22 protein-coding genes and 1 pseudogene are annotated in these 25370 nt (G+C 66.2%); 8 read left to right on the forward strand and 15 right to left on the reverse strand.

Annotated features, from left to right (window positions below; genetic code table 11):
• Positions 1-159: 159 nt before the first annotated feature.
• The 8 genes from XCSCFBP4642_RS0118245 to XCSCFBP4642_RS0118280 all read right to left on the reverse strand — a co-directional run bounded on the left by XCSCFBP4642_RS0118245 (position 160) and on the right by XCSCFBP4642_RS0118280 (position 11584).
• Positions 160-1578, reverse strand: coding sequence for a cryptochrome/photolyase family protein (locus XCSCFBP4642_RS0118245; RefSeq protein WP_029221036.1), 1419 nt, complete (start codon positions 1576-1578; stop codon positions 160-162).
• A gap of 102 nt (positions 1579-1680) precedes the next feature.
• Positions 1681-3111, reverse strand: a complete 1431-nt coding sequence (locus XCSCFBP4642_RS0118250) for a replicative DNA helicase (RefSeq protein ID WP_029221037.1) — start codon at positions 3109-3111, stop codon at positions 1681-1683.
• A gap of 221 nt (positions 3112-3332) precedes the next feature.
• Positions 3333-3887 (reverse strand): NADPH-dependent FMN reductase, encoded by a 555-nt coding sequence (locus XCSCFBP4642_RS0118255; protein ID WP_029221038.1) that lies wholly within the window; start codon positions 3885-3887, stop codon positions 3333-3335.
• A gap of 216 nt (positions 3888-4103) precedes the next feature.
• Positions 4104-6044: an asparagine synthase (glutamine-hydrolyzing) gene (gene asnB, locus XCSCFBP4642_RS0118260; protein WP_029221039.1), complete on the reverse strand. Its 1941-nt coding sequence runs from the start codon at positions 6042-6044 to the stop codon at positions 4104-4106.
• Between the two features lie 31 nt (positions 6045-6075).
• Positions 6076-6720, reverse strand: a complete 645-nt coding sequence (locus tag XCSCFBP4642_RS0118265; protein WP_029221040.1) for a glutathione S-transferase family protein — start codon at positions 6718-6720, stop codon at positions 6076-6078.
• Positions 6721-6861: 141 nt separating this feature from the next.
• On the reverse strand, positions 6862-9423 hold the full coding sequence (locus XCSCFBP4642_RS0118270; protein WP_053329645.1) for a DUF3857 domain-containing transglutaminase family protein: 2562 nt from the start codon (positions 9421-9423) through the stop codon (positions 6862-6864).
• Between the two features lie 70 nt (positions 9424-9493).
• A complete protein-coding gene (locus XCSCFBP4642_RS0118275; RefSeq protein WP_029221042.1) occupies positions 9494-10669 on the reverse strand; it encodes an acyl-CoA dehydrogenase family protein in 1176 nt (391 codons plus the stop codon).
• A gap of 123 nt (positions 10670-10792) precedes the next feature.
• Entirely contained in the window at positions 10793-11584 is a 792-nt protein-coding gene (locus XCSCFBP4642_RS0118280) for a glycine zipper 2TM domain-containing protein (RefSeq protein WP_029221043.1), read from the reverse strand.
• A 144-nt stretch (positions 11585-11728) separates the two neighbouring features.
• On the opposite strand from XCSCFBP4642_RS0118280, the gene XCSCFBP4642_RS0118285 reads away from it, so the two are divergent.
• Positions 11729-11944, forward strand: a complete 216-nt coding sequence (locus tag XCSCFBP4642_RS0118285; RefSeq protein WP_029221044.1) for a DUF6116 family protein — start codon at positions 11729-11731, stop codon at positions 11942-11944.
• Positions 11944-12714 (forward strand): TatD family hydrolase, encoded by a 771-nt coding sequence (locus XCSCFBP4642_RS0118290; protein ID WP_029221045.1) that lies wholly within the window; start codon positions 11944-11946, stop codon positions 12712-12714. Before XCSCFBP4642_RS0118285 ends, XCSCFBP4642_RS0118290 begins: the two co-directional genes overlap by 1 nt.
• A gap of 39 nt (positions 12715-12753) precedes the next feature.
• Here XCSCFBP4642_RS0118290 and XCSCFBP4642_RS0118295 read toward each other — a convergent pair whose 3' ends face one another.
• Positions 12754-13584, reverse strand: coding sequence for a tRNA threonylcarbamoyladenosine dehydratase (locus XCSCFBP4642_RS0118295; RefSeq protein WP_029221046.1), 831 nt, complete (start codon positions 13582-13584; stop codon positions 12754-12756).
• A 70-nt stretch (positions 13585-13654) separates the two neighbouring features.
• Between XCSCFBP4642_RS0118295 and XCSCFBP4642_RS0118300 the strand changes: the two genes are divergently transcribed.
• The gene (locus XCSCFBP4642_RS0118300) at positions 13655-14074 is read left to right on the forward strand and encodes a hypothetical protein (protein WP_029221047.1); all 420 of its coding nucleotides are present in this window, start codon (positions 13655-13657) and stop codon (positions 14072-14074) included.
• A gap of 50 nt (positions 14075-14124) precedes the next feature.
• On the opposite strand, the pseudogene XCSCFBP4642_RS0118305 reads toward XCSCFBP4642_RS0118300, so the two are convergent.
• A pseudogene (locus tag XCSCFBP4642_RS0118305) lies at positions 14125-14676 on the reverse strand (IS3-like element ISXac2 family transposase); the annotation flags it as partial.
• Between the two features lie 222 nt (positions 14677-14898).
• Here XCSCFBP4642_RS0118305 and XCSCFBP4642_RS0118310 point away from each other — a divergent pair.
• A complete protein-coding gene (locus XCSCFBP4642_RS0118310) occupies positions 14899-15381 on the forward strand; it encodes a glycine zipper 2TM domain-containing protein (protein ID WP_029221049.1) in 483 nt (160 codons plus the stop codon).
• Positions 15382-15468: 87 nt separating this feature from the next.
• Here XCSCFBP4642_RS0118310 and XCSCFBP4642_RS0118315 read toward each other — a convergent pair whose 3' ends face one another.
• A complete protein-coding gene (locus tag XCSCFBP4642_RS0118315; RefSeq protein WP_003483561.1) occupies positions 15469-15684 on the reverse strand; it encodes a cold-shock protein in 216 nt (71 codons plus the stop codon).
• Between the two features lie 228 nt (positions 15685-15912).
• On the opposite strand from XCSCFBP4642_RS0118315, the gene XCSCFBP4642_RS0118320 reads away from it, so the two are divergent.
• Complete coding sequence (locus XCSCFBP4642_RS0118320) at positions 15913-16398, forward strand: DUF456 domain-containing protein (RefSeq protein ID WP_029221050.1); 486 nt, start codon at positions 15913-15915, stop codon at positions 16396-16398.
• A gap of 219 nt (positions 16399-16617) precedes the next feature.
• Positions 16618-17751, forward strand: coding sequence for a phospholipase A (locus tag XCSCFBP4642_RS0118325; protein ID WP_029221051.1), 1134 nt, complete (start codon positions 16618-16620; stop codon positions 17749-17751).
• A gap of 337 nt (positions 17752-18088) precedes the next feature.
• Here the strand turns inward: XCSCFBP4642_RS0118325 and XCSCFBP4642_RS0118330 are convergent, their stop codons facing one another.
• The 3 genes from XCSCFBP4642_RS0118330 to XCSCFBP4642_RS0118340 form a co-directional block, all read right to left on the reverse strand.
• The gene (locus XCSCFBP4642_RS0118330; RefSeq protein WP_029221052.1) at positions 18089-18727 is read right to left on the reverse strand and encodes a carbonic anhydrase; all 639 of its coding nucleotides are present in this window, start codon (positions 18725-18727) and stop codon (positions 18089-18091) included.
• A 187-nt stretch (positions 18728-18914) separates the two neighbouring features.
• Entirely contained in the window at positions 18915-19550 is a 636-nt protein-coding gene (locus XCSCFBP4642_RS0118335) for a glutathione S-transferase family protein (RefSeq protein ID WP_029221053.1), read from the reverse strand.
• A 262-nt stretch (positions 19551-19812) separates the two neighbouring features.
• The gene (locus XCSCFBP4642_RS0118340) at positions 19813-21330 is read right to left on the reverse strand and encodes a fumarate hydratase (protein ID WP_029221054.1); all 1518 of its coding nucleotides are present in this window, start codon (positions 21328-21330) and stop codon (positions 19813-19815) included.
• 226 nt (positions 21331-21556) lie between these two features.
• Here XCSCFBP4642_RS0118340 and XCSCFBP4642_RS0118345 point away from each other — a divergent pair, with 226 nt between their 5' ends.
• A complete protein-coding gene (locus XCSCFBP4642_RS0118345) occupies positions 21557-23434 on the forward strand; it encodes an ABC transporter ATP-binding protein (RefSeq protein WP_029221055.1) in 1878 nt (625 codons plus the stop codon).
• A gap of 208 nt (positions 23435-23642) precedes the next feature.
• Positions 23643-24422 (forward strand): ferredoxin--NADP reductase, encoded by a 780-nt coding sequence (locus tag XCSCFBP4642_RS0118350; RefSeq protein ID WP_029221056.1) that lies wholly within the window; start codon positions 23643-23645, stop codon positions 24420-24422.
• Positions 24423-24553: 131 nt separating this feature from the next.
• Here XCSCFBP4642_RS0118350 and XCSCFBP4642_RS0118355 read toward each other — a convergent pair whose 3' ends face one another.
• Positions 24554-25042, reverse strand: coding sequence for a glutathione peroxidase (locus tag XCSCFBP4642_RS0118355; RefSeq protein WP_029221057.1), 489 nt, complete (start codon positions 25040-25042; stop codon positions 24554-24556).
• Between the last annotated feature and the right edge of the window lie 328 nt (positions 25043-25370).

A 25370-nucleotide genomic window follows, 5' to 3' on the forward strand; every position in this document is an offset into this window, starting at 1 on the left:
CATGCTGACCTCACGCATCGTCGAGAGGGTAGAGTGCGCCACGACCACACCGGAGCCCAGTCACACACCGATCAAGCCAGCTGCACCGACTCGCGCAGATCGATGTGGCAGGCAGGTGCATGCGTACCCGCGGCAACGCACGCATGCGGCGCGGATGCGCTACCCGCGTGTCTTTGCATACGCTGCCAGGGCCGCATCGCGCCCCTCGGCCAGCCCGATGATGGGTGAACGCGGATACTCCGGCGCCAGGCGTGCGAGCGACAACGGATGCTGCCACGGCGCAAAGCGCTCCTTCACTGGCAACCTGCCGAGCTCGGGCACCCAGCGCGTGATGTAGGCCGCTTGCGGATCGAATTTTTCCGCCTGTGTCACCGGATTGAAAACGCGGAAATACGGCGCGGCATCGGCGCCGGTGCCAGCCACCCATTGCCACCCCATGGTGTTGTTGGCCAGGTCCGCATCCACCAGCGTGTCCCAGAACCAGCGCGCACCTTGGACCCAGTGTACGCGCAGATGCTTGCACAACAGACTGGCTACGATCATGCGCACGCGGTTGTGCATCCAGCCGGTATGCCAGAGCTGGCGCATGCCGGCATCGACGATGGGAATGCCGGTGCGCCCCCGTTGCCAGGCCTGCAATGTCACCGGATCGGCCTTGGCCCAGTCGAAGCCTTCGAAGCGCGGATTGAGATTCTGGTTGGTGGTCTCCGGAAAATGGTGCAGCAGGTGATAGGCGAAATCGCGCCAGCCCAGCTGCCGGATATAGCCATCGATCTCTGCACCGTTGCGCGCATTGCGCTGTGCGTTCAACGCAGCGGCAATCCGCCACGGTGCGATCTCGCCGAAGTGCAGGTGCGGCGACAGTTGCGAGGTGCCGACACGATCGGGACGGTCGCGATTTTCGCGGTAGCCGGAGAGCGCGCCATCGATGAAGATTTCCAGCATCTCGTGCGCGCCGGCCTCGCCCGGCTGCCAGTGCTCCCAGAAACCCTGGTCCCAGCTCAGCGTCGGCACCAGTCCCAAAGTGTCCAGCGCCTCGCCCGTGAGCTTGGCCGGCAGCGGCGGCAGGCTGCGCGGCACCGGCACCGGGTCGGGCAACTGCAACTGGGTCAGCGCGTTGCGCCAGAACGCAGTGAAGACCTTGTACGGCCCGCCCTGCTGGGTGCTCAGCTGCCAGGGCTCGAACAGCAGCGCCGAATTGCAGCTCTGCACCTCGATGCCGCGCTCGCGCAGGCTGCGTTTGATCTGTGCATCGCGCGGCTGGGTGGCCGGCTCGTACTTGCGATTCCAGTACACCGCCACCGCATCGGTTTGCGCGATCACCTCATCGAGCACCTGCGCGCTGTTGCCGGCGCGAATCGCCAGGCCGCTGCCCAGCGCGCGCAAGCCTGCATCCAGCGCCGCCAGCGAGCGATGCCGCCAGCTGCGCGAGGCCGCGCCCGGTGTCCACTCGCCCTCTTCGTGCGGCGCATCGATATACAGCGGAATCGGCTGATGTCCCGCATCCAGCGCAGCCTGCAAGGCCGGATTGTCATGCAGGCGCAGATCGCGACGGAACCAGACGATGGCGTAGGACATACAAGCTCGGCAGCGGCGATGAGGCGCGCAGCATAAGCCAGCAGATGCAAGGATGGCGCGATGCCGCAGCGACGCATTGCCGCCCGGCCTCATGCAGAAGGTTTATTCGAAACTGCCCACCGAATCGTGCGACAGATTGTCGAAACGGGTGTATTCGCCGAAGAACTTGAGCTTGCACGAGCCGGTCGGGCCGCCGCGGTGCTTGCCGATGATGATCTCGGCCAGGCCCTTGTCCGGCGAATTTTCCTTGTTGTAGTAATCGTCGCGGTAGATGAAGACGATCATGTCCGCGTCCTGCTCGATTGCGCCGGATTCGCGCAAGTCGGCCATCACCGGCCGCTTGTCGGTGCGGGTTTCCAGCGAGCGGTTGAGCTGCGACAGCGCAATCACCGGCACGTTGAGTTCCTTGGCCAGGCCCTTGAGACCCCGCGAGATTTCCGAAATTTCGGTCGCGCGGTTTTCGCTGTTGCCCGGCACCGACATCAGCTGCAGGTAATCGATGACGATCAGGCCCAGGTCGTGTTCGCGCTTGAGCCGGCGGCACTTGGAGCGCAGCACTTCCGGCGACACGCCCGGCGTGTCGTCGATGAAGATCTTGGTTTCTTTCAGCATCTTGATCGCGCCGGTCACGCGTGCCCAATCCTCGTCTTCCAGCGCACCGGTACGCAGACGCTGCGCATTGATGCGGCCGTTGGAGGAGATCAGGCGCATCGCCAGCTGCGAGGCCGACATTTCCATCGAAAACACCGCCACGCCCTTCCTGGACTTGATCGCGGCGTATTCGGCAATGTTCAGCGCGAAGGTGGTCTTGCCCATGGCCGGACGCGCCGCCAGGATGATCAGGTCGGTCGGCTGCAGGCCGGCGGTCATCGCATCGAAATCGTTATAGCCGGTTGGCAGGCCGGTGATGTTGCCGCCGTTCTCGAAGCGGTTGCGCAGCTCTTCGAACGCGTCCTTCAAGGCGCCGGGCATCGCCACGAAATCGGTACGCCCGCGCGCGCCGGCTTCGGCGATCTTGAACACGGCTTTTTCGGCCGAGGACAGCAACTCGACGCTGTCGCGGCCCTCTGGCTGGAAGCCATCGTTGACGATCGTGGTGCCCACTTCGATCAACTGCCGCAGCACCGCCTTGTCGCGTACGATTTCCGCATACGCGGCGATGTTGGCTGCCGACGGCGTGGTGCTGGCCAGCTCGATCAGGTAGGCGCCATCGCCCACCTGCTCCAGCTTGCCCTGCGATTCGAACCATTCGCCCAGGGTCACTGCGTCGAACGGGCGATCCTTCTCATTCAATTCGCGAATCGCGCGGTAGATCAACCGGTGGTCGCGGCGGTAGAAGTCGTTTTCGGTCAGTTGGTCGTTGACGCGGTCGAACGCGTCCGGCGCCAGCATCAGCCCGCCGAGCACGGCCTGCTCGGCCTCGACCGAATGCGGTGGCACGCGCAGCTGATCAAGGCGCGGCTCGGGACGATCGTAATCGCCGTCGTCGCGATCGCGATTGCGCTTGGAACGGAAACCAGGACGAGCGGACATGGACAAACAGACCTGACGCAGGGGACACGAGGGCAGGAAGCATAGTCATCGGCGACGCCGACGACCATGCACAACTCTGTGGATAACTGGTGGACAGCCGGTGCAGCACTCTTCTACGCCGGCCCTGTCGCATCGGCCGCGACCCTTGCCCTGCCTGGGTTTGCCCGCTCCCGCCGCGGCCTGCGGCGCGCGCCGTGCGGGCGCCGCAGGCTGTGATCAACTCAATGCTTCAGGAGCTCGACCAGGCCCAGGAAGGCGTCGACGAAGCCCTGCAGGAATTTGCGGCTGTCGGCATTGGCAATGGTGTCGTCCGGGCCGAACAGGCCGTCCTTGTATTGCAAAAACACCTCGGGCTGGCCGAGCACGTGCATGTTCAGATAGGCCAGCACGTTGCGTAGGTGTTGCTGCGCGGTCGCGGTGCCGATCGCACCGACCGAGATGCCGACCACCGCCGCCGGCTTGCCGGCAAACGCACTGTCGCCATACGGCCGCGAGCCGGTGTCGATGGCGTTCTTGAGTACGCCGGGGATCGAGCGGTTGTATTCGGGCGTCACGAACAGCACTGCGTCGGCGGCGCGGATCTGTTGCTTCAGGCGCGTGCCTTCGGCCGGGAAATCGCCGTCGCGGTCCTGGTTGTACAGCGGGATATCGCCGATCTCCACATACTCGAACACGGCCTTGTCGCCAGCAAGATGCGCCAGCGCGCGCGCCAGCTGGCGGTTATAGGATTCTGCACGCAGGCTGCCGACCAGCACGGCGATGGTGAGCTTGCTCATGGATACGCTCCGTGGAAACAGGGCCCCACCCTACCCAGCAGCGTGCTCAGGGCTGGTGAAGCGGCGCCCGGATCCGGCCGCTGCGCCGCAACTGCATGCAGTGCGCTGAGCCCTTCCCGGTCCGATGTCCGAGCCGAAGCGACAAGCCACAGCAACACTGCGCGCACCGCAGCGCCATCTTCACCACCTGACCACTACGCGTCGCCACAACCACGATCAGCGCGTGATGGCTGCGCGTTGTTCGCGCCAGTGCGCCTGCCAGGCCTGGAACATCAGCACCGTCCACAGGTGGGTATGCCATTTGCGTTCGCCGCCGTTGAAGTCGCGCCACAAGCCGGCCACGGTATCGGCGGCAAACACGCCCTCCCGCTGTAGCGTGCCATGCGCCAGCAGATCATCGGCCCAGCCATGCAGATCGCCGCGCAGCCACGCGCTGACCGGCGCGCCGAAGCCGCGCTTGCCGCGGTAGACCATCGGGTCGGGCAGATACCGGCACAGCACGCGCTTGAGCAGGTACTTGCTGACCCCGTCGCGGTATTTCAGCGAAAGCGGCAGCGACCAGGCGAATTCGGCCACGCGCCAGTCCAGCAGCGGCGCGCGCGCCTCCAGTCCCACCGCCATGGTGGTGCGATCCACCTTGCACAGCAGATCGTCGGGCAGATACGCGGCGAAATCGGCCAGCATCATCGCGTCGGCAGGCGTACCCGACCCGTGCAATGGATCGGCCAGGCTGTAAAAACTTTCCGGCTCGGTGGCGCCCAGCACCACCGCGGCCGGATCGCGCCAGCGCGAGATGCGGTTGCGGTAGATGTCGCCGATGCCGCGTGCACCGGCCTCGGCCACCAGCGCGGCCAGCCCACCGGTACGCGAGGATTCGCCCTTGCTGCGCGCCGCCAGCGCCATCAGCCGACGCAGCGGACCGGGCACCAGCCCATGCATGCGCCAGTTACGCAGCGCGCGCTGGTAACGGCCATAGCCGAAGAACAATTCGTCGCCGCCATCGCCGGACAGCGCCACCGTCACTCCACCGCGCGCCAGCCGCGCCACCAGCGCCGTGGGCACCTGCGAGGCATCGGCGAACGGCTCGTCGAACATGTCAGGCAGGCTCGGAACCACCGCCAGCGCGTCGGCGCCGCTGACGTACAGCTCGGTGTGGTCGGTATGCAGATGCGTGGCCACTTCGCGCGCCAGCGGCGCCTCGTCGTGGTGCGAGCCTTCGAAGCCGATGCTGAAGGTGTGCACCGGCTGGGTGCTCTGCGCCTGCATCATCGCGGTGACGATGGACGAATCGGTACCGCCGGACAGGAACACGCCCACCGGCACATCGGCCACCATACGCAGCGCCACCGCATCGCTCAGCACGCCGTCCAGCTGGCCTTCGGCCTGCGCATCGGTGCCGGTGAACGGCGTTGCCAGCGCGCGCTGCATCGCCTCGCGCGCATTCCAGAACGGTTGCTGTGCCTGATCGGGCCGATGCGCGGCCGCACCGGCGGCGACGGTCTGCGCATCCAGGCGCAGCACCCGGCCCGGCATCAGCTTGAAGGTGCGCTCGTGGATGCAGGCCGGCGCCGGGATGTAGCCCAGCCGCAGCAGCAGGGTCAGCGCATTGCGATCGATCCCGTTGTCGAAGTGCGGGTGCTGCCACAGCGCCTTGAGTTCGGACCCGAACACCAGGGTGTCGCCGGCCCAGCCGTAGTACAGCGGCTTCTTGCCGACGCGGTCGCGGGCCAGATACAGGCAGTTGTCGCGCTCGTCCCACAATGCGAGGGCGAACATGCCGTTGCAGCGGGTCAGGGTGTCGTCCAGCCCCCACTCCACCACCGCCGCCAGCAGCACTTCGGTATCGGAATGCCCGCGGAAACGATGCCCCAGCGCGGCCAGCGCGCCACGCAGCTGCGCGAAGTTGTACACCTCGCCGTTGTAGGCCAGCACATAACGGCCATCGGCAGAGCGCATCGGCTGATGGCCCAGCGGCGACAGATCCAGGATGCTCAAGCGTTGATGCGCCAGCGCCACGCCGGCCTGCGCATCGCACCAGCTGCCGGCATCGTCGGGGCCGCGATGGCGCAAGGCGGCGCCCATCGGTCGCACCAGCGCATCGAGTTGTTCGCCATGCATGCGTGGCGAGGCCAGCAGCAGTCCAGCCAATCCGCACATCGTCAGTGCTCCTGCCCGCAGCGCATGCCGCTCATGCCGTCGCCGCGCCGGGCGCAGGCGCCGGCATTGCGATAAAACCGGGTACTGCCTGCACGCGCTGCAGCCAGGCGCCGATCGTCGGCCAGCGTTCCAGGTCGAAGCCGCCGTCTTCGGCGCAATGGGTGTAGGCAAACAGCGCGATATCGGCGATGCCGTAGTCGCTGCCGGTAAACCAGCGGTGCTGTCGCAGATGCTGTTCCATCACGGCCAGCGCCTGCTCGCCGCGGGCGCGCAGCTGCGGCAGCTCGGCACGGCGCGCGGCATCGCGCGGCGTCCACAGGCTGATGAACCGCGCCACCGCGACATACGGCTCATGACTGTATTGCTCGAAGAACATCCAGCTCAGCGCCTGCGCACGTTGCCATGCGTCGGTGGGCAGGTACGGGGTGCCTTCGGCCAGCCAGAACAGGATCGCATTGGATTCGGTCAGCACGCGGCCGTCGTCGCGCTCCACCATCGGCACCTTGCCGTTGGGATTCTTGGACAGGTACTCGGGCGTGCGGGTCTGCCCGGCCACGCTGTCGACCTCGACCCAGTGATAGCGGCTGCCCAGTTGCTCCAGCAGCAAGCGCACCTTGTAGCAGTTGCCGGAACTGGACATGCCATGGACGGTTAACGGGGGACGCACGGTCGACATCAAGCTGGCTCCGCGGCAGCGACGAGGGGCTGGCAGTGTCACAGCCCCGTGCGCCTTTGCAAAGCCCTGTGCGCAGCGGCAGCGGCCGGTCGCCACCGCGACCGGGCTGCAGTGCGGGCGGCGTGGATCTCTCGCCAGTCCCTAGCCCATCGCGACGATGGCCACCGGCACCCCCAGCACCGCGCTCACCATACCCAGCAGCGACAGCGCCAAGGCCCAGGCGCCGAAGGCGCGGGACCGCGCGCAGCCGGTGGCGCCGGCAACCGCCTGCACCGAGCACACCGACCACCACAGCCCGCCCAGCAGCAACAGCAGGATGCACATCGCCAACTGCGCCATGCCGGCCGGATCGCTTGCCCCGGTCTGCAGCAACGCCACCCGGCCCTTCAACGCCACCAGTGCGGCGAACACGCACACCAGCCAGGGCAGCACGCTACCCGCCATCGCCGGCAACAGGCGTTGCACCTGCGCTGCACTGCCCATCCAGCGCAGCACGTACATGAGCAACACGCAGCCCAACGCAAGCAGCGCCGCCACCGCGATGGCGCCGGCAACCTGCAGCCACCACGGCAGCGCCTGCAACCATAGCCATGCCGACACCAGCGTGGTCAGTGCGAACACCACCCAGGCGCCGCGACGCAGGCTGCCCTGCTGCGGCATTCGCTGCACCGTCGCGTGCGGGTCGAACAGCATCCCGCCCAGTCCACCGCGGCGCCACCAGGGCAGACAGGCGAGCACTGCTACCAGCAGCGCCAGCAACGCGGCCAGCGGAAAGCCCAGCGCGCGCCAGTCGGTTGGCTTTCTGCTGCGCTGTGGCTCAAGGTCGTGATCGAAGTACACCAGCTCGCGCGCGCGCTCCATGTCGGCTGCCGCACGCGCCACGCCATCGGCGGGAATGCGGTCGCTGAAGCGCTGCCATTCGCCGACGATGACGATGCGGCCATCGCGCTGCGAGACCGTGCGCGTGAAGCGGAACCAGGGGTTGGAGACGATCTGGGTGTCCGCCTTCAGTTGCACCGGCGGGTCCACCTGCACGCGTACGGTCTGCCGCGCCAGCCGCGGGCCGCCCAGCGCCAGGGGACTCTTGCGCACCTGCTTGGGCAAGCTGTCCATCCAGTCGCTCAGCTGGAACAACGCAAACCCGAGCTCGTCGCCCTCCTCTGCCGGCCATTGCAGGCGATAGCGCTCGCGCGTGCGCACGTTCAACGGATCGGTCGCGTCGATGGTCGGCACATCCACCTGGGTCAGCGCGGTGTAGTACTGCTGCATGAATTCCAGATACCGCGCGCCGATCGTCTCCGCGCCGTCGTTCTCGAAGCTGGCTGCAACGCGCTCGCCGCGCCCCTGCCGGTAGACGGTGTCCACGCTGAAGGTCGCCACCCGCTGCGGCCTGCGCAGCGAGATCACGATGTCTTCGTTCACCTCGACCTGCGGCAACGCCGGCATTGGCGAGGGCACTGCGACCAGCGCGTTCTGCCCGGCCAGTACCGGCAATCCACGCACGAACGGCAGCGGCCGGCGCTGCGCCAGCGGGCCGTCCTCGCGGTCACGGGTGGCGTCCACCCACACCTCGCCCTGCGGCAGGTGCGCACGCACCACCACATGATCGAACGCGTACGGGCTGGGCAGGCGCTTGTCCAGCGCGCTTCCCTTGTCGCTGCTGACCAGCACCGGCTCGGCCCGGATACCGGCCAGCTGCAGCAGCGCGATCAACAGCGTGGCCTTGTCCTTGCAGTCGCCGTAGCGGTTGCGCAAGGTCACTTCCGGTGCATGCGGGGCGTGCGAGTTCTCGCCCATGTCCAGGCCGACGTAGCGGATCTCGCCCTGCACGAAGGCCACCGCGCGCAGCAACGCGCCCTGTGGGTCGTCGCGACGCAACTGCAGGCTCTGCACCATGCCGGCCGCCACCTGCCGGTCCTTGAAGGCATCCGGATACAGCTGCGCCGCCCAGTCCGCCACGGCGGCCCAGTTGCCGGCGGTGGACACTTCGATCAGGCCGTACGGGTCCACATCGTCGGGGGCATCCCTTTCCTGCTGCATGGCCGCGATGCGGCTCGCGGCGATGCTCAACGTGGTGATGCCATCGGCGCTGTCGACGCTGCGGTTGAAACCCGGCGCGCTGATCCGCCACTGCAGCGCCAGGCCGGACGGGTAGCGCAGCCGGACCCGGCGCTCGCCCAACGGCACGCCGTAGCGCGCATCGAACACGTCGTAATAGCCCTTGCCCAATACCGGATTGCTGCCGGTGATGGTCACGCCATAGTCCACCCGGTCGCCGACACGCAGATCCGGCAGGGTGATCGACAAGGTCAGCGCGCCGTCGATCAGGCCGTCTTCCAATCCGCTTTCGCGGCGCAATCTGGCGTAATGCGCGCGGTTGCGCATGTCGATGCGTTTGCCATCGCGCCAGACTTCCAGGCTGTTGAGTTCCAGCGTCTGGTACTGCGGCTGGTAGTCGATCGAAATCTGCCCGGCCTCGTCCAGGCTCTTGGCGCGCAGCACGGTATAGCTCAGCCGCCGGTAGGCACGCGCGGCGCGCCCGGTCAGATCGATCTGATCGGAGACCAGCTCATAGCGCAGCCCGCCTGCGCCAGGCACGCTGTCGGGCACCGCATCGGCCACCACCCAGGCCGGCGCAGGCGCCATGGTCGGCGCCTCGTTCGCCAGCGCCGGCGCAATCGCCGTGGCGGCCAGTGCCCACATCACCCACAGCGCCCGGACCACGCCGGGCACCCGCGTCATCACATCCTTGCTGATCAACACCTGCTCCTCGTCAAAACGCATTGAGTCCGGTCAGCGCACGCCCCACCACCAGCTGATGCACGGTTTCGGTGCCTTCATAGGTGATCACCGATTCCAGGTTCAGGGCATGCCGGATCGCCACATGGTCGGTGGTGATGCCGGCCGCGCCCAACAGATCGCGGCACTCGCGCGCCACGTCCAGCGCCATGCGGCAATTATTCCATTTCGCCAGCGAGATCTGCTCCGGCCGCAGCGTACCCGCCTCTTTCAGGCGACCGAGCTGCAGCGCCAGCAGCTGCGCGGTGGAGATCCGCCGCGCCATCTCCGCCAGTTTGATCTGCGCGCTCTGCGTGGCAGCCAGCGGCCGCCCGAACAGGATGCGCTCGCCGGCATAGTCCAGCGCCTCGCGCAGGCAGGCCACCGCCGCGCCGATCGCGCCCCAGGCGATGCCGTAACGCGCCTGGCTCAGGCATCCCAAGGGCGCCTTCAACCCGGCCGCGTTCGGCAGCCGCATCTGCTCGGGCACGAACACGTTGTCCAGGAACAAGGCCGAGGTGACCGAGGCGCGCAGACTCATCTTGTGCGCGATGTCCTGCGCGCTGAAGCCGGGGCTGTCGGTTTCCACCAGAAAGCCGCACACGCCATCGTCGGTATGCGCCCAGATGATCGCCAGCGCGGCGATGCTGCCGTTGGTGATCCACATCTTGGCGCCGTTCAAACGCCAGCCATCGCCGTCGCGCACCGCGCGCGTCGACATCGCCGCCGGGTCCGAGCCGCCTTGCGCCTCGCTCAGGCCGAAACAGCCAATCACCCGGCCGGCCGCCATCTCCGGCAACCAGCGCTGCCGTTGCGCATCGCTGCCATAGGCGTGGATGGGATACATGCACAGCGAAGACTGCACGCTGACAAAGCTGCGCAGGCCGCTGTCGCCGCGCTCCAGCTCCTGGCAGATCAGTCCGTAAGACACCGCGCCCAGGCCCGCACCGCCGTCGCTGACCGGCAGGCTGGCACCGAGCAACCCCAATCCGGCCAGTTCCGGCACCCATTCGTGCGGGAAGCGCCCCGCATCGAAGGCAGCGCCGATCGCCGGCAGCACGCGCTCGTCGGTGAAGCGCGCCACCGCATCCTGCACCGCCCGCTCTTGGTCGGTCAGCAATGCACGTACATCGAAAAGATCGTCAGGACGCAGCGGCATCGTCGCTTCCAGCCAGGAGAGAAACCGCAATTATCTGCCAGTTGCCGGCGCGATATCGCCGTGTCGACGCATTGGCCAGCCACAAAAAAAGAGCCGGCAATGCCGGCTCTTTTTTAAACGCTGCGCCGCAGTCGATTACTGGCGGCTGCTCATCGCGTCCTGACGAACGCCGGCATCGCCAGCCGTCGAAGCGGTCTGGGTCACCAGCTGGCCATCAACCACCGCCAGGCGATCGCTGGCCGGCTTGTCGTCCATGCGCACGGTCTTTTCGAAACCGTCGTAGCGGTAGGTCACGTCGTAGGCCACCACATTGTCGGCGTCGCCCAGCGAGATGCGCTCGCCGGGCTTGTTGTCCATCCGCATGGTGCCGGTGGTGCCATCGGCATTGCGGTAGGTCACGTCATACCCAACCACGCGCGAGGACGAGGAATTGGCATTTTCGGTATGGCACTGGCGCTCGGTGCGATCCACCACGCGGCCGCCGACATGGTTGCGGTCCACCCGGTTACCGATGAAGCCGCCGCCCACCGCACCAGCGGCGGTCGCCAGCTTGCGGCCGTTGCCGCCGCCGACCTGATTACCGATCAGGCCACCGATGACCGCACCGGCCACGGTGCCGCCGACATTGCCATCGCGCTCGGGCAGGCGCTCCTGCACCACCACGTCGCGGCACACTTCACGCGGTGACGAACTGGTGGTGGTTTCGCGGATCGCGTTGCTGTTGATGACCTGCGCGTACTGCGGCTCGCGCTGGGTGATCGGCGCCACCTTGATCACATCGGCGTATTCCAGGCCGCGCGGCGCCGGCTGGCCGTTGGCGACGAAGTCGCCGGACGACGGACGGTTGTTCATGAAGGCGGCTGTGGCCACCCCCCCAACCAGCAAGGCGCCAGCAGCGACCAGTATAGTTGTCGTATTGCTCTTCATCACCAGCTCCCTGCGGACGCGCCGCGTTGTTGACGGCGTGATTCCAGCACGGGAACCCTGAACGAAAACGCCCTCGCTCATGAATGGCGCGGTTAAGTTCAGCTAGCGGTTACTTCATGCACTTCTAACAGCAGGAGCCGACGCATGCGAAATCCTCTGACCACATGCGCGCTGGAATGGGCCGGCAAGCTGCGCTATCCCACTCTATTCAAACTGGCGGCCGTGCTGTTTGCGGTGGACCTGTTGTTGCCCGATCCGCTTCCCTTCCTGGACGAGTTGCTGTTCGGGCTGACCACGCTGTTGCTGGCGAACTGGAAGACCCGCAAGGCACCGCTGCCGACACCGGCGCGCCGCCCCTGATGGAATTGATCGACAGTCACTGCCACCTGGATGCCGGCGAATTCGACCATGACCGCGCTGCGGTCATTGCCCGCGCACATGCTGCCGGCGTGATGCAGCAGGTGGTGCCCGCCATCACCGCGGCCAGCTGGCCGGGCCTGCGCCAGGTGTGCGCCCAGGCACCCGGGCTGCATCCGGCCTACGGGCTGCATCCGATCTTTCTGGACCAGCACCGCCCCGAACATCTGGAGGCGCTGGCGGACTGGATCGAGCGCGAGCGCCCCTGCGCCATCGGCGAGTGCGGGCTGGATTTCTATCTGGAGGGGCTGGATGCGCAGGCGCAGCGTGACCACTTCGATGGCCAGTTGCGGCTGGCCAAGCGCTTCGACCTGCCGCTGATCGTGCACGCGCGCCGCGCCACCGAAGAAGTCATCGCCCGCATCAAGGCCATCGGCGGCCTGCGCGGTGTGGTGCACAGCTTTGCCGGCAGTCCCGAACAGGCCCGGCAGCTGTGGAATCTGGATTTCATGATCGGGCTCGGTGGGCCGGTGACCTATCCGCGCGCCCATCGCCTGCGCGGGCTGGCGGCGACAATGCCGCTGCAGCACCTGTTGCTGGAAACCGACGCTCCCGATCAGCCCGACGCCAGCATCCGTGGCCAGCGTAACGAGCCGGCCCGGCTGCGCACGGTACTGGACTGCATCGCCCAGCTACGCGGGGAAGATGCCACGGTCATCGCGGCGCAGACCACCGCCAACGCACACCGCCTGTTCGGGCTGCCGCCCAGCTGACTGCCCCACACGCCGCGCAGGGCGGCATGCCTGGTGCGATTACGAGGCCACGGCCATCGCGGCCGCCGGCTTGGCGGCACCGGCCTTGGGCGTGAGCAGCATCTCCAGCGCCTTGCCGACCGCCACGAACGCGAAGGTGCCGGTGATATGCGTGGCTGCGCCCAGCCCGGCGCCGCAGTCCAGCTTGAGCGTGGCATCGGCGTCGAGCTGCGGACGGATGCCGCACACGCTGCCGTCGGCCTGCGGATACTTGACGTTCTCCAGCGAATACACCGCCGGCACACCGAAATAGCGCTGTGGATTCTTGGGGAAGTGGAACTCGCTGCGCAGCTTCTTGCGGATCAGCGCCAGCATCGCATCGTGCTCGGTACGCGAAACATCGCGTACCCGCACCAGCGTGGGATCGGTGCGCCCGCCGGCAGCACCCACGGTCAGCAGCGGCAGCTTGCGTCGGCGGCACCAGGCAATGGTTTCCACCTTGACCCGGAAGCTGTCGCAGGCATCGATCACCAGATCGAAGCCGTCGCCCAGCAGCGTGTCGATGTTGCCGGCGGTGAGGAAGGATTCCACCGCATCGGCCTCGATCTCGGGGTTGATCGCCACGCAGCGCTCGGCCATCGCACGCGCCTTGTTGCGTCCGTACTGCCCAGCCAGTGCCGGTAACTGCCGATTGGTATTGGACACGCACAGATCGTCTGCATCGATCAGGCGCAGATGGCCCACGCCGGTGCGCGCCAGCGCCTCCACCACCCACGAGCCCACCCCGCCCATGCCGACCACCGCCACGCGGCAGGCCGCCAGGCGCTCCACCGTGCCGACTCCATACAGCCGGTCGATACCGGCAAACCGTTCACGCCATTGTGCTTTCATCGCCCTATTTTACGCGCGCCATCCGCGGCGCGTCCGCCCAACTGCACGCCTTGCTGCCGGAGCATTCGTCATGACCGACTCCTCTGCCAATCAATCGCGCGCGGCGCGCTACGCCTTCATGCTGGTGCTGGGCGTGCTGATCGGGCTGGTAACCACGGTGATGGTGGCGCGGGTGCTGCAGGCCCGACGTGATCCGGTCCCCGACAGCCTGATGCAGGTCATGGCCTACCAATTGCGCGCGCTGCAGCCGCCGCCTGGCTCGACCTGCACACCAGAGCAGCAACAGGCGCGCCTGCGCTCGCTCCGCCTGCTCGCCGACGAACTGGAGCCCGCATTTGCGAACCTCGGCGAGGACCGCCGCTTTGGGGAACATACCGAGGGGCTACGCACGGCGCTGGACCGCGCGCCAGCCGCCGATTGCGCGGCAGTTGCGAGCTTGACCACGCCGATTTCCGACGCCTGCGACGCCTGCCACCGTGACTTTCGATGAACGGGATGCTCTGGTAATCCCCCCACTTCTAGCGGTCGCCAGAAGTGGAGCTAAGCGGCCATCGCCAACTTCATCGCTGGTGTGATGCCGCCGAGCGCCATATTCGGGCGCTCGTGGTTGTACGTCCATAGCCAGCGGGTGGCTTTGTCCTGCACTTGGTCGATGGTGTCGAACAGGGTTCGGGCGAGCCAGGCGTAGCGGATGGTGCGGTTGTAGCGTTCAACGTAGGCGTTCTGCTGTGGCTTGCCCGGCTGGATGTGCTCGACCCGGATGCCATGCCGCTGCGCCCAGGACAGCAACGCGCCACTGATGTATTCAGGGCCGTTGTCGCAGCGGATCACAGCGGGCTTGCCGCGCCACTCGATGATCTGCTCCAGCGACCGGATCACCCGGGCTGACGGCAGCGACAGATCCACCTCGATCCCCAGCCCCTCGCGATTGAAGTCGTCGAGCACATTGAACAGCCGGAAGCTGCGGCCGTCGGCCAACTGGTCGTGCATGAAGTCCATCGACCAGACCTGGTTGATGGCCTCCGGCACCGCCAGAGGCTCGGGCCGCTCACGCACCAGCCGCTTCTTCGGCTTGATCCGCAGGTTCAACTCNACGGCGATGATCTGGCTGTCGGTAAAGCGGGACTTCTTCATGGAACCTCCTCGGGAAAGGGTACGAGAAAATTCCACTTCTGGCGTCTGCTAATGGGCGGGGGGATTACCCTCTGGTTTCGTTAAGCCTGGAGTGATCCAGTTGGCAAACCGTTCACCTGGACCATCAGAGGATGACCTCGCCGCGGCCCCGACCGCCTTCAGAACATCCGGAGACACCTCATGAAGACCCGACTGCTCGTTATCGGCCTGGCTGCAACTGCGACCCTGGTCGGCTGCGCCACGTCCCAGCCCCAGTACGGCAGCTACCGCGGCGACCGTGGTTATGACCAGGGGTATTCGCAGCAGGCCCCGCGTTGCGTGGACTGCGGCATCGTCACCCGCATCGATGAAGTCGGCCCCACCCGCACCGCACCTACCGGCACCGGCGCCGTGCTCGGCGGCATCGTCGGCGCAGTGGCCGGCCGCCAGATTTCCAAGGAAACCGGCGGCAGCAAGGGCAACAAGAATGTGTCGGCCGTGGCCGGCGCCGCGGCTGGTGCGCTGGCCGGCAACGCCATCCAGAACAATGTCACCAGCGACAGCTTCGATGTGCAGGTGCGCATGGACGACGGCCGGGTGATCGTGGTGAACCAGCGCGACCTGGCCGGCGTGCGCGAGAACGCATACGTGCGCGTGGTCAACGGACGGGTGGTGTTGCGCTGATCAGCGCACCACGCATCTGGCAGACAGCAGAAAGGCCCGGTGACGGGCCTTTCTGCTGTCTGCACAGTGTGCCGATGCTGCGGCCGATCAGACCACCTGCACGGCATCGGCCTGCAGGCCCTTCTGGCCCTGCACGACGGTGAAGCTGACCTTCTGGCCTTCCTTGAGGCTCTTGAAGCCCTGGATCTGGATCGCACGGAAATGGACGAAGACGTCTTCGCCGTTTTCGCGACTGATGAATCCAAAGCCCTTGGCATCGTTGAACCACTTCACGACACCATTCTCGCGTTCGATGTTGGACATCTCGACTGACTCCCTACGACACTGTGATGGACTGGCGGTGGTGGCTGTGATTGCAAGGAGGAAGCGAGGTACAAGGATGTAGCGGATCGGAGGATCTACCGCATCAGGCCACGATTCACGGTGACCTTTGCAAACAGCAGCGGCTGCAACTTAACCCGCACAAAATGAATTTTCAAGCACCCCTTGCGTATTTCCGTCAAGCCTGAAATAGGACATTTCTAAATCATCATGGACACGACTGTCGTCTACTACGCATTGGCTGGAGCGCTGGTGTTGATCGGCCTGGCCGGGGTCATCCTGCCGGCCCTTCCGGGCCTGCCACTGGTGTTTGCCGGGCTGCAGCTCGCGGCCTGGGCCGATGGGTTCACCCACGTGGGATGGGTCGCGCTGGTGATCCTGGGGGCGATCACCGCACTGTCGTTGCTGATCGACTTTCTGGCCACCGTCTATGGCGCCAAGCGCGTGGGCGCCAGCAAGATGGCGTTGTGGGGATCGGTGGTCGGCGCCATCGCCGGCATGTTCTTCATGCCGATCGGCCTGTTCGTCGGCCCGTTCGCCGGCGCCTGGATCGGCGAGTACTACCAGACCCGCAAGACCGATCAGGCCACAAAAGTGGGCATCGGCACCTGGCTGGGCATCGTGCTGGGCACGGCGACCAAGCTGGCGTTGGGCCTGTGCATGCTGGGCGTGTTCGCGATCGCATGGTTCTTCTGAATCACCGCGCTTCCGAGCCTGGCTCTTCGATATCAAAGAGCGATCGCAGCAGACGCATCGGCAGATGCCCGTCATACACAGTGCGGCGCGATGCAATGAGTGGCGCACTGCGTTCCCCGCCGCATGTTATGCCACCGTGTACACACGGCGTATGCAGACGCGACCGTTAAGCTGCGCATCTTCGCGCCGGCCTGGCGCCCTCACTTCGGCCAGACCGCAATGTCCACGCACCGTACCCGACCCTTGATGTTGATTGCCCTGGCCGCTGCGCCATTGGCACACGCGCAGGAAATCGCACCGCAACCCGCCTCGCCGCAGGCCTGCACCTCGGTGACCTCGGATGCGGCGCGCCTGGCCTGTTACGACCGGGCGCTGGGCCATACCCCGCAAGCCGTGCAGCAAGCAGACGCCGCCGCACAACTGGCCAAGCAGGCCGCCGCCAAGCCCGACGACGCCCGCACGCTCAGCCGCGTGGGCGATTTCTTCCGCGCCGATGGCCAGGACCCGTCGAAGGAAGAAGCCGTGGCCAATGCCGGGCGCGGCTCGTTGCTGGACCGCCGCTGGGAACTGGCCAAGGATTCCAAGCTGGGCACTTTCCAGCTGCGCGGCTACAAACCGGTGTACCTGCTGCCTGCGTTCTGGACCAGCGACACCAACCGCACCCCGCAGTCGCCGAATCCGGCCAACTCGGTGTCCACGCCGCAGCAACTGGACAGTGCGGAACTGAAGTTCCAGCTCAGCTTCAAGACCAAGGTGGCCGAGGACCTGTTCGGCGACAACGGCGACATCTGGATGGGCTACACCCAGAGCTCGCGCTGGCAGGCCTACAACTCCGAGGCCTCGCGCCCCTTCCGCGAGACCAACTACGAACCCGAAGCGATGCTGGTGTTCCGCAACAACTACAGCATCTTCGGCTGGAAGGGCCGCATGAGCGGCATCAGCCTCAACCACATGTCCAACGGCCGCGCCGACCCGCTGTCGCGCTCGTGGAACCGGGTGATCCTCAACATCGGGCTGGATCGCGAGAACTGGGCATTGACCCTGCGCCCGTGGTTCCGCATCAAGGAAGACCGTGCCGACGACAACAATCCGGACATCGAGGATTACATGGGCCGCGGCGATGCCACCCTGGTCTACAACAAGAACGGCCACGAAGTGGCGCTGATCGCGCGCCACTCGCTGCGCGGTGGCGACCGCTCGCACGGCTCGTTGCAGGTGGACTACGGGTTTCCGATCACCAATCTGCTGCGCGGCCACGTGCAGGTGTTCGATGGCTACGGCGAAAGCCTGATCGACCACAACCACAAGGCCACCTACATCGGCCTGGGCGTGTCGTTGCTGGAGTGGTTCTAAGCACATCGCACCGCTGCGCTGAGCAACGTCGAGACCATTGAAAAGCCGGCATGCGCGCATGCCGGCTTTTTTGCGTCCCGATTGCAGGCCTGGAGCGGTAGACGTGGCAGGCAGTCGTCAGCTCGGCGCGCAGGAATTGCAGTGCGTGCCGATTCCGGACACGGCCCACGCCTGCCTGGCGGTAAACGCAGCAGCTTGATAGCCGCTTCAGGTTCCGCAGCGCTGACGATCACGCTGCCCCGCACATATATAAGCTGCTCCGCACACTCCCCACATATAAAAAAGACAGCGCAGGCGACCGACCTGCGCTGTCTTCATGAAGCGGTTTTGGCAGCGATCAGACGTCGAAGAAATCGACCTTGCCATCCTTCAAGGTGTAGTACGCACCGACAACGCGGACGTTGCCCGCGCGCAGCGGTTCGAGCAGCGCCGGTTCGGAGGCGCCGCGCAGGCGGTCGACGGTGCGCTTGACGTTGGCCTTGACCGAGGCGGCCAGCAGATCGTCGCCGCCCTTGGCCTTGGCGGTCAGCACGGCCGGGACGATCGGCTCGATCATCGCGCCGATCGCGCCCGGGAAGAATGCGTTCTTTTCCACCACCGACACCGCCGCGGCGACGGCGCCACAGCTCTCGTGGCCCATCACCACCACCAGCGGCACGCCGAGCTGGCTCACCGCATATTCGATCGAGCCCAATGCCGTGGTGTCGACGGTATTGCCGGCGTTGCGGACGATGAACATCTCGCCCAGGCCGCGCCCGAACAGCAGCTCCGGCGGCACGCGCGAATCCGAGCACGACACCAGAATCACGAACGGGGTCTGCCCCAGCGCCAGTTCCAGACGGCGCTTGCTGTCGGAAATGACCTTCTTGGGGCGGTTTTCCACGAAGGCGGCGTTGCCGTCACGCAGCACCTGCAATGCCTGCTCGGCATTGAGATCGGTCTTCTTCGACGGCGCCGCGCCTACGGCGAACGGCAGTGACGCGGCGGCGGCCGCGATCGGCGCACAACAGGCACATTGCAGCAGTTTTCGACGAGATGCGGAATGCGACATGGACGAGCCCCTGCTCTCTGATTGGTGCCGCGATCGTACTATGTGACTTGACGCGCAGAACGACTCATCTGGAGATGATGCGCACAGAAATTCGCTGCCGCGCGCTGCCGGTTCAGGTCCAGTCCGTCAGGCCCTCGCGGCGATAGGTTTCCTGAAATGCCGGGCGGGCTTTCATACGCTGCGCATGCGCCTGCAGCGCAGGCCAGGTGTCGGTTGGCCGGGGCATGTTGCGCGACCAGCGCATCAACATGGTGAGCATGAAGTCGGCTGCCGACAGCTGCTGGCCCAGCAGGTACGGGCCGTGCGCCTGCAGCTGCGCATCTACCTGCGCCCAGGCCGCTTCCAGCCTGGCGCGTGCCTGCGCCTGCGCAGCATCGGCATGCGCGGCACCGGCCGGCTCGTCGGGGTAGAACCAGGCCCGGTACGCCGGCTGCAAGGTGTTGGCGCAGAAGAACATCCACCTGTAATACGCCGCGCGCTCGGGCGTGGCGACCGGCGGCGCCAGCCCGGCTTGCGGGTACAGGTCGGCCAGGTGCAAGACAATCGCCGCCGCTTCGGTCAGCACCTGCCCGTCCAGCACCAGGGTCGGCACCACGCCGGCCGGATTGAGCGCCAGATACTGCGGCGATTTCTGCTCGGCGCGTTCGAAATCCAGCGGATGCAGTACGTGCGGTACGTCGAGCTCGATCAGCAGCCAGTGCACGACCAGGGCGGCAGTGCTGGGGGTGTGGTACAGCGTGGCGCTCATACGGGTTCCTGAGTCGGTTGGTGCAGGCGAGCCTGCGTGGTTCACAGCGATTGTCCTCGCCCTGGTGGATGCCATCGAAGACCCGCGCGGGGGCAGTTGGCCCGCTGCGACGGATTCCGTACATCGTCGCAGCGGTTGCAGCGCGGCGCCACCGCGGCGCTGCACCTGCGCTCGCCGGCCCGGTCGGCGCGGCATTGCCTGGCACCCTGGTTGCACTGCGCGATGCAACGGCCCGCCACTGCGGGCCCGCTGGCTAGCGCCCTTATTCCACCACCACCGGGATCTTGCCGATGCGCGATTGCCACTGCCGCGGGCCGGTCTTGTGCACCGACTCGCCGGTGGAATCCACCGCCACGGTGACCGGCATGTCCTTGACCTCGAATTCGTAGATCGCCTCCATGCCCAGGTCTTCGAATGCCAGCACGCGTGCGGCCTTGATCGCCTTGGACACCAGGTACGCCGAGCCGCCGACCGCCATCAGGTACACGGCCTTGTTGTCGCGAATCGCCTCGATCGCCGCATCGCCACGCTCGGACTTGCCGACCATGCCCAGCAGCCCGGTCTGTTCCAGCATCTGGCGGGTGAACTTGTCCATGCGCGTAGCGGTGGTCGGGCCTGCCGGGCCCACCACTTCATCGCGCACCGGGTCGACCGGGCCGACGTAGTAGATGAAGCGGTTGGTGAAGTCGACCGGCAGGGTTTCGCCCTTGTTGAGCATGTCGATCATGCGCTTGTGCGCAGCGTCGCGGCCGGTCAGCAGCTTGCCGTTGAGCAGGATCACTTCGCCCGGCTTGAAGCTGGCGACTTCTTCGCGGGTGATGGTGTCCAGGTTCACCCGGCGCGCGTTGGTCGGGTTGTAGGTGAGCTTGGGCCAGTCTTCCAGCGACGGCGGGTCCAGCATCACCGGGCCGCTGCCGTCCAGGGTGAAGTGGGCGTGGCGAGTGGCGGCGCAATTGGGGATCAAGGCCACCGGCAGGTTGGCGGCATGGGTCGGATAATCCTTGACCTTGATGTCCAGCACCGTGGTCAGGCCGCCCAGGCCCTGTGCGCCGATACCGAGCGCGTTGACCTTTTCGTACAGCTCCAGGCGCAGCTCTTCGGCGCGATTGGAAGCGCCGCGCGCCTGCAGGTCGACGATGTCGATCGGCTCCATCAACGCTTCCTTGGCCAACAGCATCGCCTTTTCGGCGGTGCCACCGATACCGATGCCGAGCATGCCCGGCGGGCACCAGCCGGCGCCCATGGTCGGCACGGTCTTGAGCACCCAGTCGATGATCGAGTCGGACGGGTTGAGCATGGCGAACTTGCTCTTGGCTTCCGACCCGCCCCCCTTGGCGGCGACGATCACTTCCACATGGTGGCCGGGCACGATCTTGGTGTTGACCACTGCCGGGGTGTTGTCGCGGGTGTTGGCGCGTTTGCCGGCCGGATCGGCCAGCACGCTGGCGCGCAGCTTGTTGTCGGGGTGGTTGTAGGCGCGGCGCACGCCTTCGTTGACCATGTCTTCCACGCCCATCGTCGCGTCGTCCCAGCGCACGTTCATGCCGATGTCCAGGAACACGGTGACGATGCCGGTGTCCTGGCAGATCGGGCGGTGGCCTTCGGCGCACATGCGCGAATTGATCAGGATCTGCGCAATGGCGTCCTTGGCGGCTGGCGATTCTTCGCGCTCGTAAGCGGCGGACAGATTCTTGATGTAGTCGACCGGGTGGTAGTAGCTGATGTACTGCAGCGCATCGGCGACGGACTGGATGAGGTCTTCCTGCTTGATCGAGGTCACGGCTGGCTCTACGGCTGGCGGGGGGCAATCCGGGCATTTTAGAGCAAACCGCCGGCCAGACCGGCGCGGCCGCGGGAAGGCTGCGCTGCGAAAGGGCGCGCTATGGCGTTGCCCTGCGCCCATCGCCCTGCCAGACCATGGGCCGGGCAGGCCTGCCCGGCGGCGACCAGCTCTCCCGGCAACGCCCAACACTCCCGGCGCACGCTCCGCCCGGCACACTATGCGCATGTCAGCTTCCCACTCCGGCGCCACTGCGCCCGCTCCCCGTACCGGCCCCACCCTGCGCGAGCGCCTGGATGCGCTGCGCAACCTGCCGCCGTTCCTGCGCCAGATCTGGCAGACCAGCCGCTGGCTGAGCGCCAGCAGCATCGGCTTGCGCGTGTTGCGCGCGCTGATGCCGATTGCCACGCTCTACATCGGCAAGCTGATCATCGACGAGGCGGTCCACCTGGTGGGCCAGCCGCCGGCGTTCGACTCATTCGCCCAGGCGCTGGGCAGCGGCCGCCTGAACCGGCTGCTGGAATTGCTGGCGCTGGAGCTGGCACTGGCGATCGGCTCGGACCTGCTCGGCCGCATGGTCGGTTATGCCGATGCGCTGCTGTCGGAGTTGTTCAACAACGCCGCCAGCGTGCGCCTGATGGAACACGCCGCGCAGCTGGATCTGGAGGATTTCGAAGACCCGGACCGCCAGGACAAGCTGGACCGCGCGCGGCGCCAGGCCATGAATCGCATGAACCTGATGAGCCAGCTGTTCGGCCAGGTGCAGGACGCCATCACCGTGATTAGCCTGGCGGTGGGCCTGGTGGCGTATGCGCCGTGGCTGATCGTGTTGCTGGCAATCGCCCTGATTCCTGCCTTCATCGGCGAGGCACATTTCAATGCATTGGGCTATTCGCTCAACTTCCAGTGGACGCCGGAGCGGCGCCAGCTCGACTACCTGCGCCAGGTAGGCGCCAGCGTGGAGACCGCCAAGGAAGTCAAGATCCTCAACCTGCACCGGTTCCTGATCGCGCGCTACCGCCGGCTGGCCGACAAGTTCTTCCAGGCCAACCGCGCGCTTGCACGCAAGCGGGCGCTGTGGGGCGCGCTGCTGGCGGCGCTGGGCACGCTGGGCTATTACGCCGCCTATGGCTACATCGCCTGGCGCACGGTGCGCGGGGATTTCAGCATCGGCGACCTGACCTTTCTGGCCGGCAGCTTCCTGCGCCTGCGCCAGCTGCTGGAAGGGTTGCTGATCGGCTTTTCGCAGGTCGCCGGGCAAGCCCTGTATCTGGACGACCTGTACTCGTTCTTCAAAATCGTACCGGAGATCCGCTCGCGCCCGGACGCGTTGCCGGTGCCGCGCCCGATCCGCCAGGGCTTCGTGTTTCAGGACGTGGGCTTCCGCTACCCGGAGGCGGAGCAATGGACGGTGCGCCACCTGGACTTCGAACTGCGCGCCGGCGAAGTGCTGGCGCTGGTCGGCGAAAACGGCGCCGGCAAGACCACGCTGGTGAAACTGCTGGCACGGCTGTACGACCCGGACGAAGGCCGCATCCTGCTCGATGGCCGCGACCTGCGCGATTACGATCTGGACGACCTGCGCGCCAATCTGGGGGTGATCTTCCAGGACTTCGTGCGTTACCACCTGAGCGTGGGCGAGAACATCGGCGTGGGCCAGGTGGATGCGATGGGCGACACCGGCCGCATCCAGGCCGCCGCGCAGCGCGCGATGGCCGGCGAGCTGATCGCCGGGCTGCCCCAGGGTTACGACCAGTTGATCGGGCGCCGCTTCAAGAACAGCGTGGACCTGTCCGGCGGGCAGTGGCAGAAGATCGCCATCGCCCGCGCCTACATGCGCGACGCGCAGCTGATGATCCTGGACGAACCCACCGCCGCGCTGGACGCGCGCAGCGAGTTCGAGGTGTTCCAGCGCTTCAAGGAGCTGTCGGACAACCGCACCGCGGTGCTGATCTCGCACCGTTTCTCCAGCGTGCGCATGGCCGACCGCATCCTGGTGCTGGTGGCGGGGCGCATCGAGGCCAACGGCACCCACGAAGAGCTGATGGCCCAGGGCGGGCGCTACGCGGAGTTGTTCGAGCTGCAGGCGGCTGGGTATCGGTGAGGCTGGGAATCGGGAATCGGGAATCGTTAGAAGCGGCGCTCCTGCGGCTGACAGGTACTGAGCCTGCGGATCCTGAAGAGGCACAGATCTTTCGGCACTGCACCCCATTCCCGATTCCCAATTCTCCATTCCCGCCAAATGAGAGTTCATCTCATTTGGCGGGCTTGAGGTAGAATTGCCCGGTACTCCTCCCACGACACTCACCGGTATGTCTTCCGCTTTTGGCGCCGAAACGGTGCTCGAGGTCCGTCACTGGACCGATGCCTACTTCAGCTTCACCACCACCCGCGACCCCGGTTTCCGTTTCGAGAACGGCCAGTTCGTGATGATCGGCCTGGAAACCGAAACGCGCCCGTTGCTGCGAGCGTATTCGATCGCCAGTGCCAACTGGGAAGAGCAGCTGGAGTTTTTCAGCATCAAGGTGCCCGATGGCCCGCTGACCTCGCGGCTGCAACACATCCAGCCCGGCGACAAGGTGCTGGTCGGCAAGAAACCCACCGGTACGCTGCTGATCGGCGACCTGCACCCGGGCCGCAACTTGTACCTGCTGGGCACCGGCACCGGGCTGGCGCCGTGGCTGTCGATCATCAAGGACCCGGAAACCTACGAACGTTTCGACAAGGTGATCCTGACCCAGGGCGTGCGCTTCGTGCAGGATCTGGCCTACCGCGATTACTTCGAGCGCGAGCTGCCGCAGCACGAATTCCTCGGCGACATCCTGCGCGACAAATTGCTGTATTACCCGGCAGTGACCCGCGAAGCCTTCGCCAACCAGGGCCGGCTGACTGAGCTGATGGCCGATGGCCGCATGCAGCAGACGCTGGGCCTGCCCACGCTGGACCCGGCCAACGACCGCTTCATGATCTGCGGCAGCCCGCAGATGCTGGCCGACCTGCGCACGCTGCTGGACGCACGCGGCTTCCAGACCTCGCCGCGCATCGGCACGCCGGGGCATTACGTGTTCGAGCGTGCGTTCGTCGAGAAGTGATGCGGCGCGCGTGAGACGTCAGCGCGATGCGGCGTTTACGCAGACCGCGACGCCGGCATGCACTGTCGTAGGAGCGCACCCGGGCGCGATGAAGCGTTCCCGAGAATGCCTCGTCGCGCCCAGGTGCGCTCCTACGATTCAACTAGCGCGCGCTCGATGTCCGCAGCCAGCGCGTCCGGTTTGGTGGTCGGGGCGTAACGCTCCAGCACCGCGCCGTCGCGGCCGATCAGGAACTTGGTGAAATTCCATTTGATGGCCTCGGACCCCAGCACGCCGCGTTGCTCGTGCTTGAGCCACTGCCACAGCGGATGCGCTCCACTGCCATTGACCTCGATCTTGGACGACAACGGAAAATCCACCGAATAGTCGAGCGAACAGAACTGCCGGATCTGCGCCTCGTCGCCCGGTTCCTGATGCCCGAACTGGTCGCAGGGGAATCCGATCACCACCAGCCCGCGCTCACGGTAGCGCTGCCACAGCGCCTGCAACCCGGCGTATTGCGGGGTAAAGCCGCACCTGGACGCTACATTCACTACCAGCACCACCTTGCCCAGGTAATCGCGCATCGCCTGCGTGCGACCGTCCAGGTCGGTGAATTCGAAGCTGGAAAGATCGCGCATGTCTGGCTCGATGTGTGGGAAGACCGCAGGGTAACGCGTCTGCCCGCGTTGCTGCAGCGCAGCTGCGTCATGCCGTAGTCGCCATGCGGCACGCCCTGCGCTGCGCCCTGCATGCTCGGATACGCCTACTGCACCACGCCGGTCCACGCACGATGCCACCCCGGCAAAACGCCATGGCAGCACACTGCCCCAAGGCCGCGCCCGCCTTGCCAGGTCGTCAGCGCTTGCCCTGCCCCATGCACAAGCGCCGCCCGGGCATGCCTTTTGTCACAGGCCTATGCGGGCCGGCTGGGTTAGCCTCGGCGGCTCGCACTCTGGAGCAACCCTC

The organism is Xanthomonas cassavae CFBP 4642, from assembly GCF_000454545.1.
Classification (GTDB): Bacteria; Pseudomonadota; Gammaproteobacteria; order Xanthomonadales; family Xanthomonadaceae; genus Xanthomonas; species Xanthomonas cassavae.

Excerpts from the sequence above, each read along its gene's own strand:
- XCSCFBP4642_RS0118245 (WP_029221036.1), bottom strand. The coding sequence starts at position 1,578 with ATGTCCTACGCCATCGTCTGGTTCCGTCGCGATCTGCGCCTGCATGAC.
- XCSCFBP4642_RS0118250 (WP_029221037.1), bottom strand. The coding sequence starts at position 3,111 with ATGTCCGCTCGTCCTGGTTTCCGTTCCAAGCGCAATCGCGATCGCGAC.
- XCSCFBP4642_RS0118255 (WP_029221038.1), bottom strand. The coding sequence starts at position 3,887 with ATGAGCAAGCTCACCATCGCCGTGCTGGTCGGCAGCCTGCGTGCAGAA.
- asnB (WP_029221039.1), bottom strand. The coding sequence starts at position 6,044 with ATGTGCGGATTGGCTGGACTGCTGCTGGCCTCGCCACGCATGCATGGC.
- XCSCFBP4642_RS0118265 (WP_029221040.1), bottom strand. The coding sequence starts at position 6,720 with ATGTCGACCGTGCGTCCCCCGTTAACCGTCCATGGCATGTCCAGTTCC.
- XCSCFBP4642_RS0118270 (WP_053329645.1), bottom strand. The coding sequence starts at position 9,423 with ATGTGGGCACTGGCCGCCACGGCGATTGCGCCGGCGCTGGCGAACGAG.
- XCSCFBP4642_RS0118280 (WP_029221043.1), bottom strand. The coding sequence starts at position 11,584 with ATGAAGAGCAATACGACAACTATACTGGTCGCTGCTGGCGCCTTGCTG.
- XCSCFBP4642_RS0118285 (WP_029221044.1), top strand. The coding sequence starts at position 11,729 with ATGCGAAATCCTCTGACCACATGCGCGCTGGAATGGGCCGGCAAGCTG.
- XCSCFBP4642_RS0118290 (WP_029221045.1), top strand. The coding sequence starts at position 11,944 with ATGGAATTGATCGACAGTCACTGCCACCTGGATGCCGGCGAATTCGAC.
- XCSCFBP4642_RS0118295 (WP_029221046.1), bottom strand. The coding sequence starts at position 13,584 with ATGAAAGCACAATGGCGTGAACGGTTTGCCGGTATCGACCGGCTGTAT.
- XCSCFBP4642_RS0118300 (WP_029221047.1), top strand. The coding sequence starts at position 13,655 with ATGACCGACTCCTCTGCCAATCAATCGCGCGCGGCGCGCTACGCCTTC.
- XCSCFBP4642_RS0118310 (WP_029221049.1), top strand. The coding sequence starts at position 14,899 with ATGAAGACCCGACTGCTCGTTATCGGCCTGGCTGCAACTGCGACCCTG.
- XCSCFBP4642_RS0118315 (WP_003483561.1), bottom strand. The coding sequence starts at position 15,684 with ATGTCCAACATCGAACGCGAGAATGGTGTCGTGAAGTGGTTCAACGAT.
- XCSCFBP4642_RS0118320 (WP_029221050.1), top strand. The coding sequence starts at position 15,913 with ATGGACACGACTGTCGTCTACTACGCATTGGCTGGAGCGCTGGTGTTG.
- XCSCFBP4642_RS0118325 (WP_029221051.1), top strand. The coding sequence starts at position 16,618 with ATGTCCACGCACCGTACCCGACCCTTGATGTTGATTGCCCTGGCCGCT.
- XCSCFBP4642_RS0118335 (WP_029221053.1), bottom strand. The coding sequence starts at position 19,550 with ATGAGCGCCACGCTGTACCACACCCCCAGCACTGCCGCCCTGGTCGTG.
- XCSCFBP4642_RS0118345 (WP_029221055.1), top strand. The coding sequence starts at position 21,557 with ATGTCAGCTTCCCACTCCGGCGCCACTGCGCCCGCTCCCCGTACCGGC.
- XCSCFBP4642_RS0118350 (WP_029221056.1), top strand. The coding sequence starts at position 23,643 with ATGTCTTCCGCTTTTGGCGCCGAAACGGTGCTCGAGGTCCGTCACTGG.
- XCSCFBP4642_RS0118355 (WP_029221057.1), bottom strand. The coding sequence starts at position 25,042 with ATGCGCGATCTTTCCAGCTTCGAATTCACCGACCTGGACGGTCGCACG.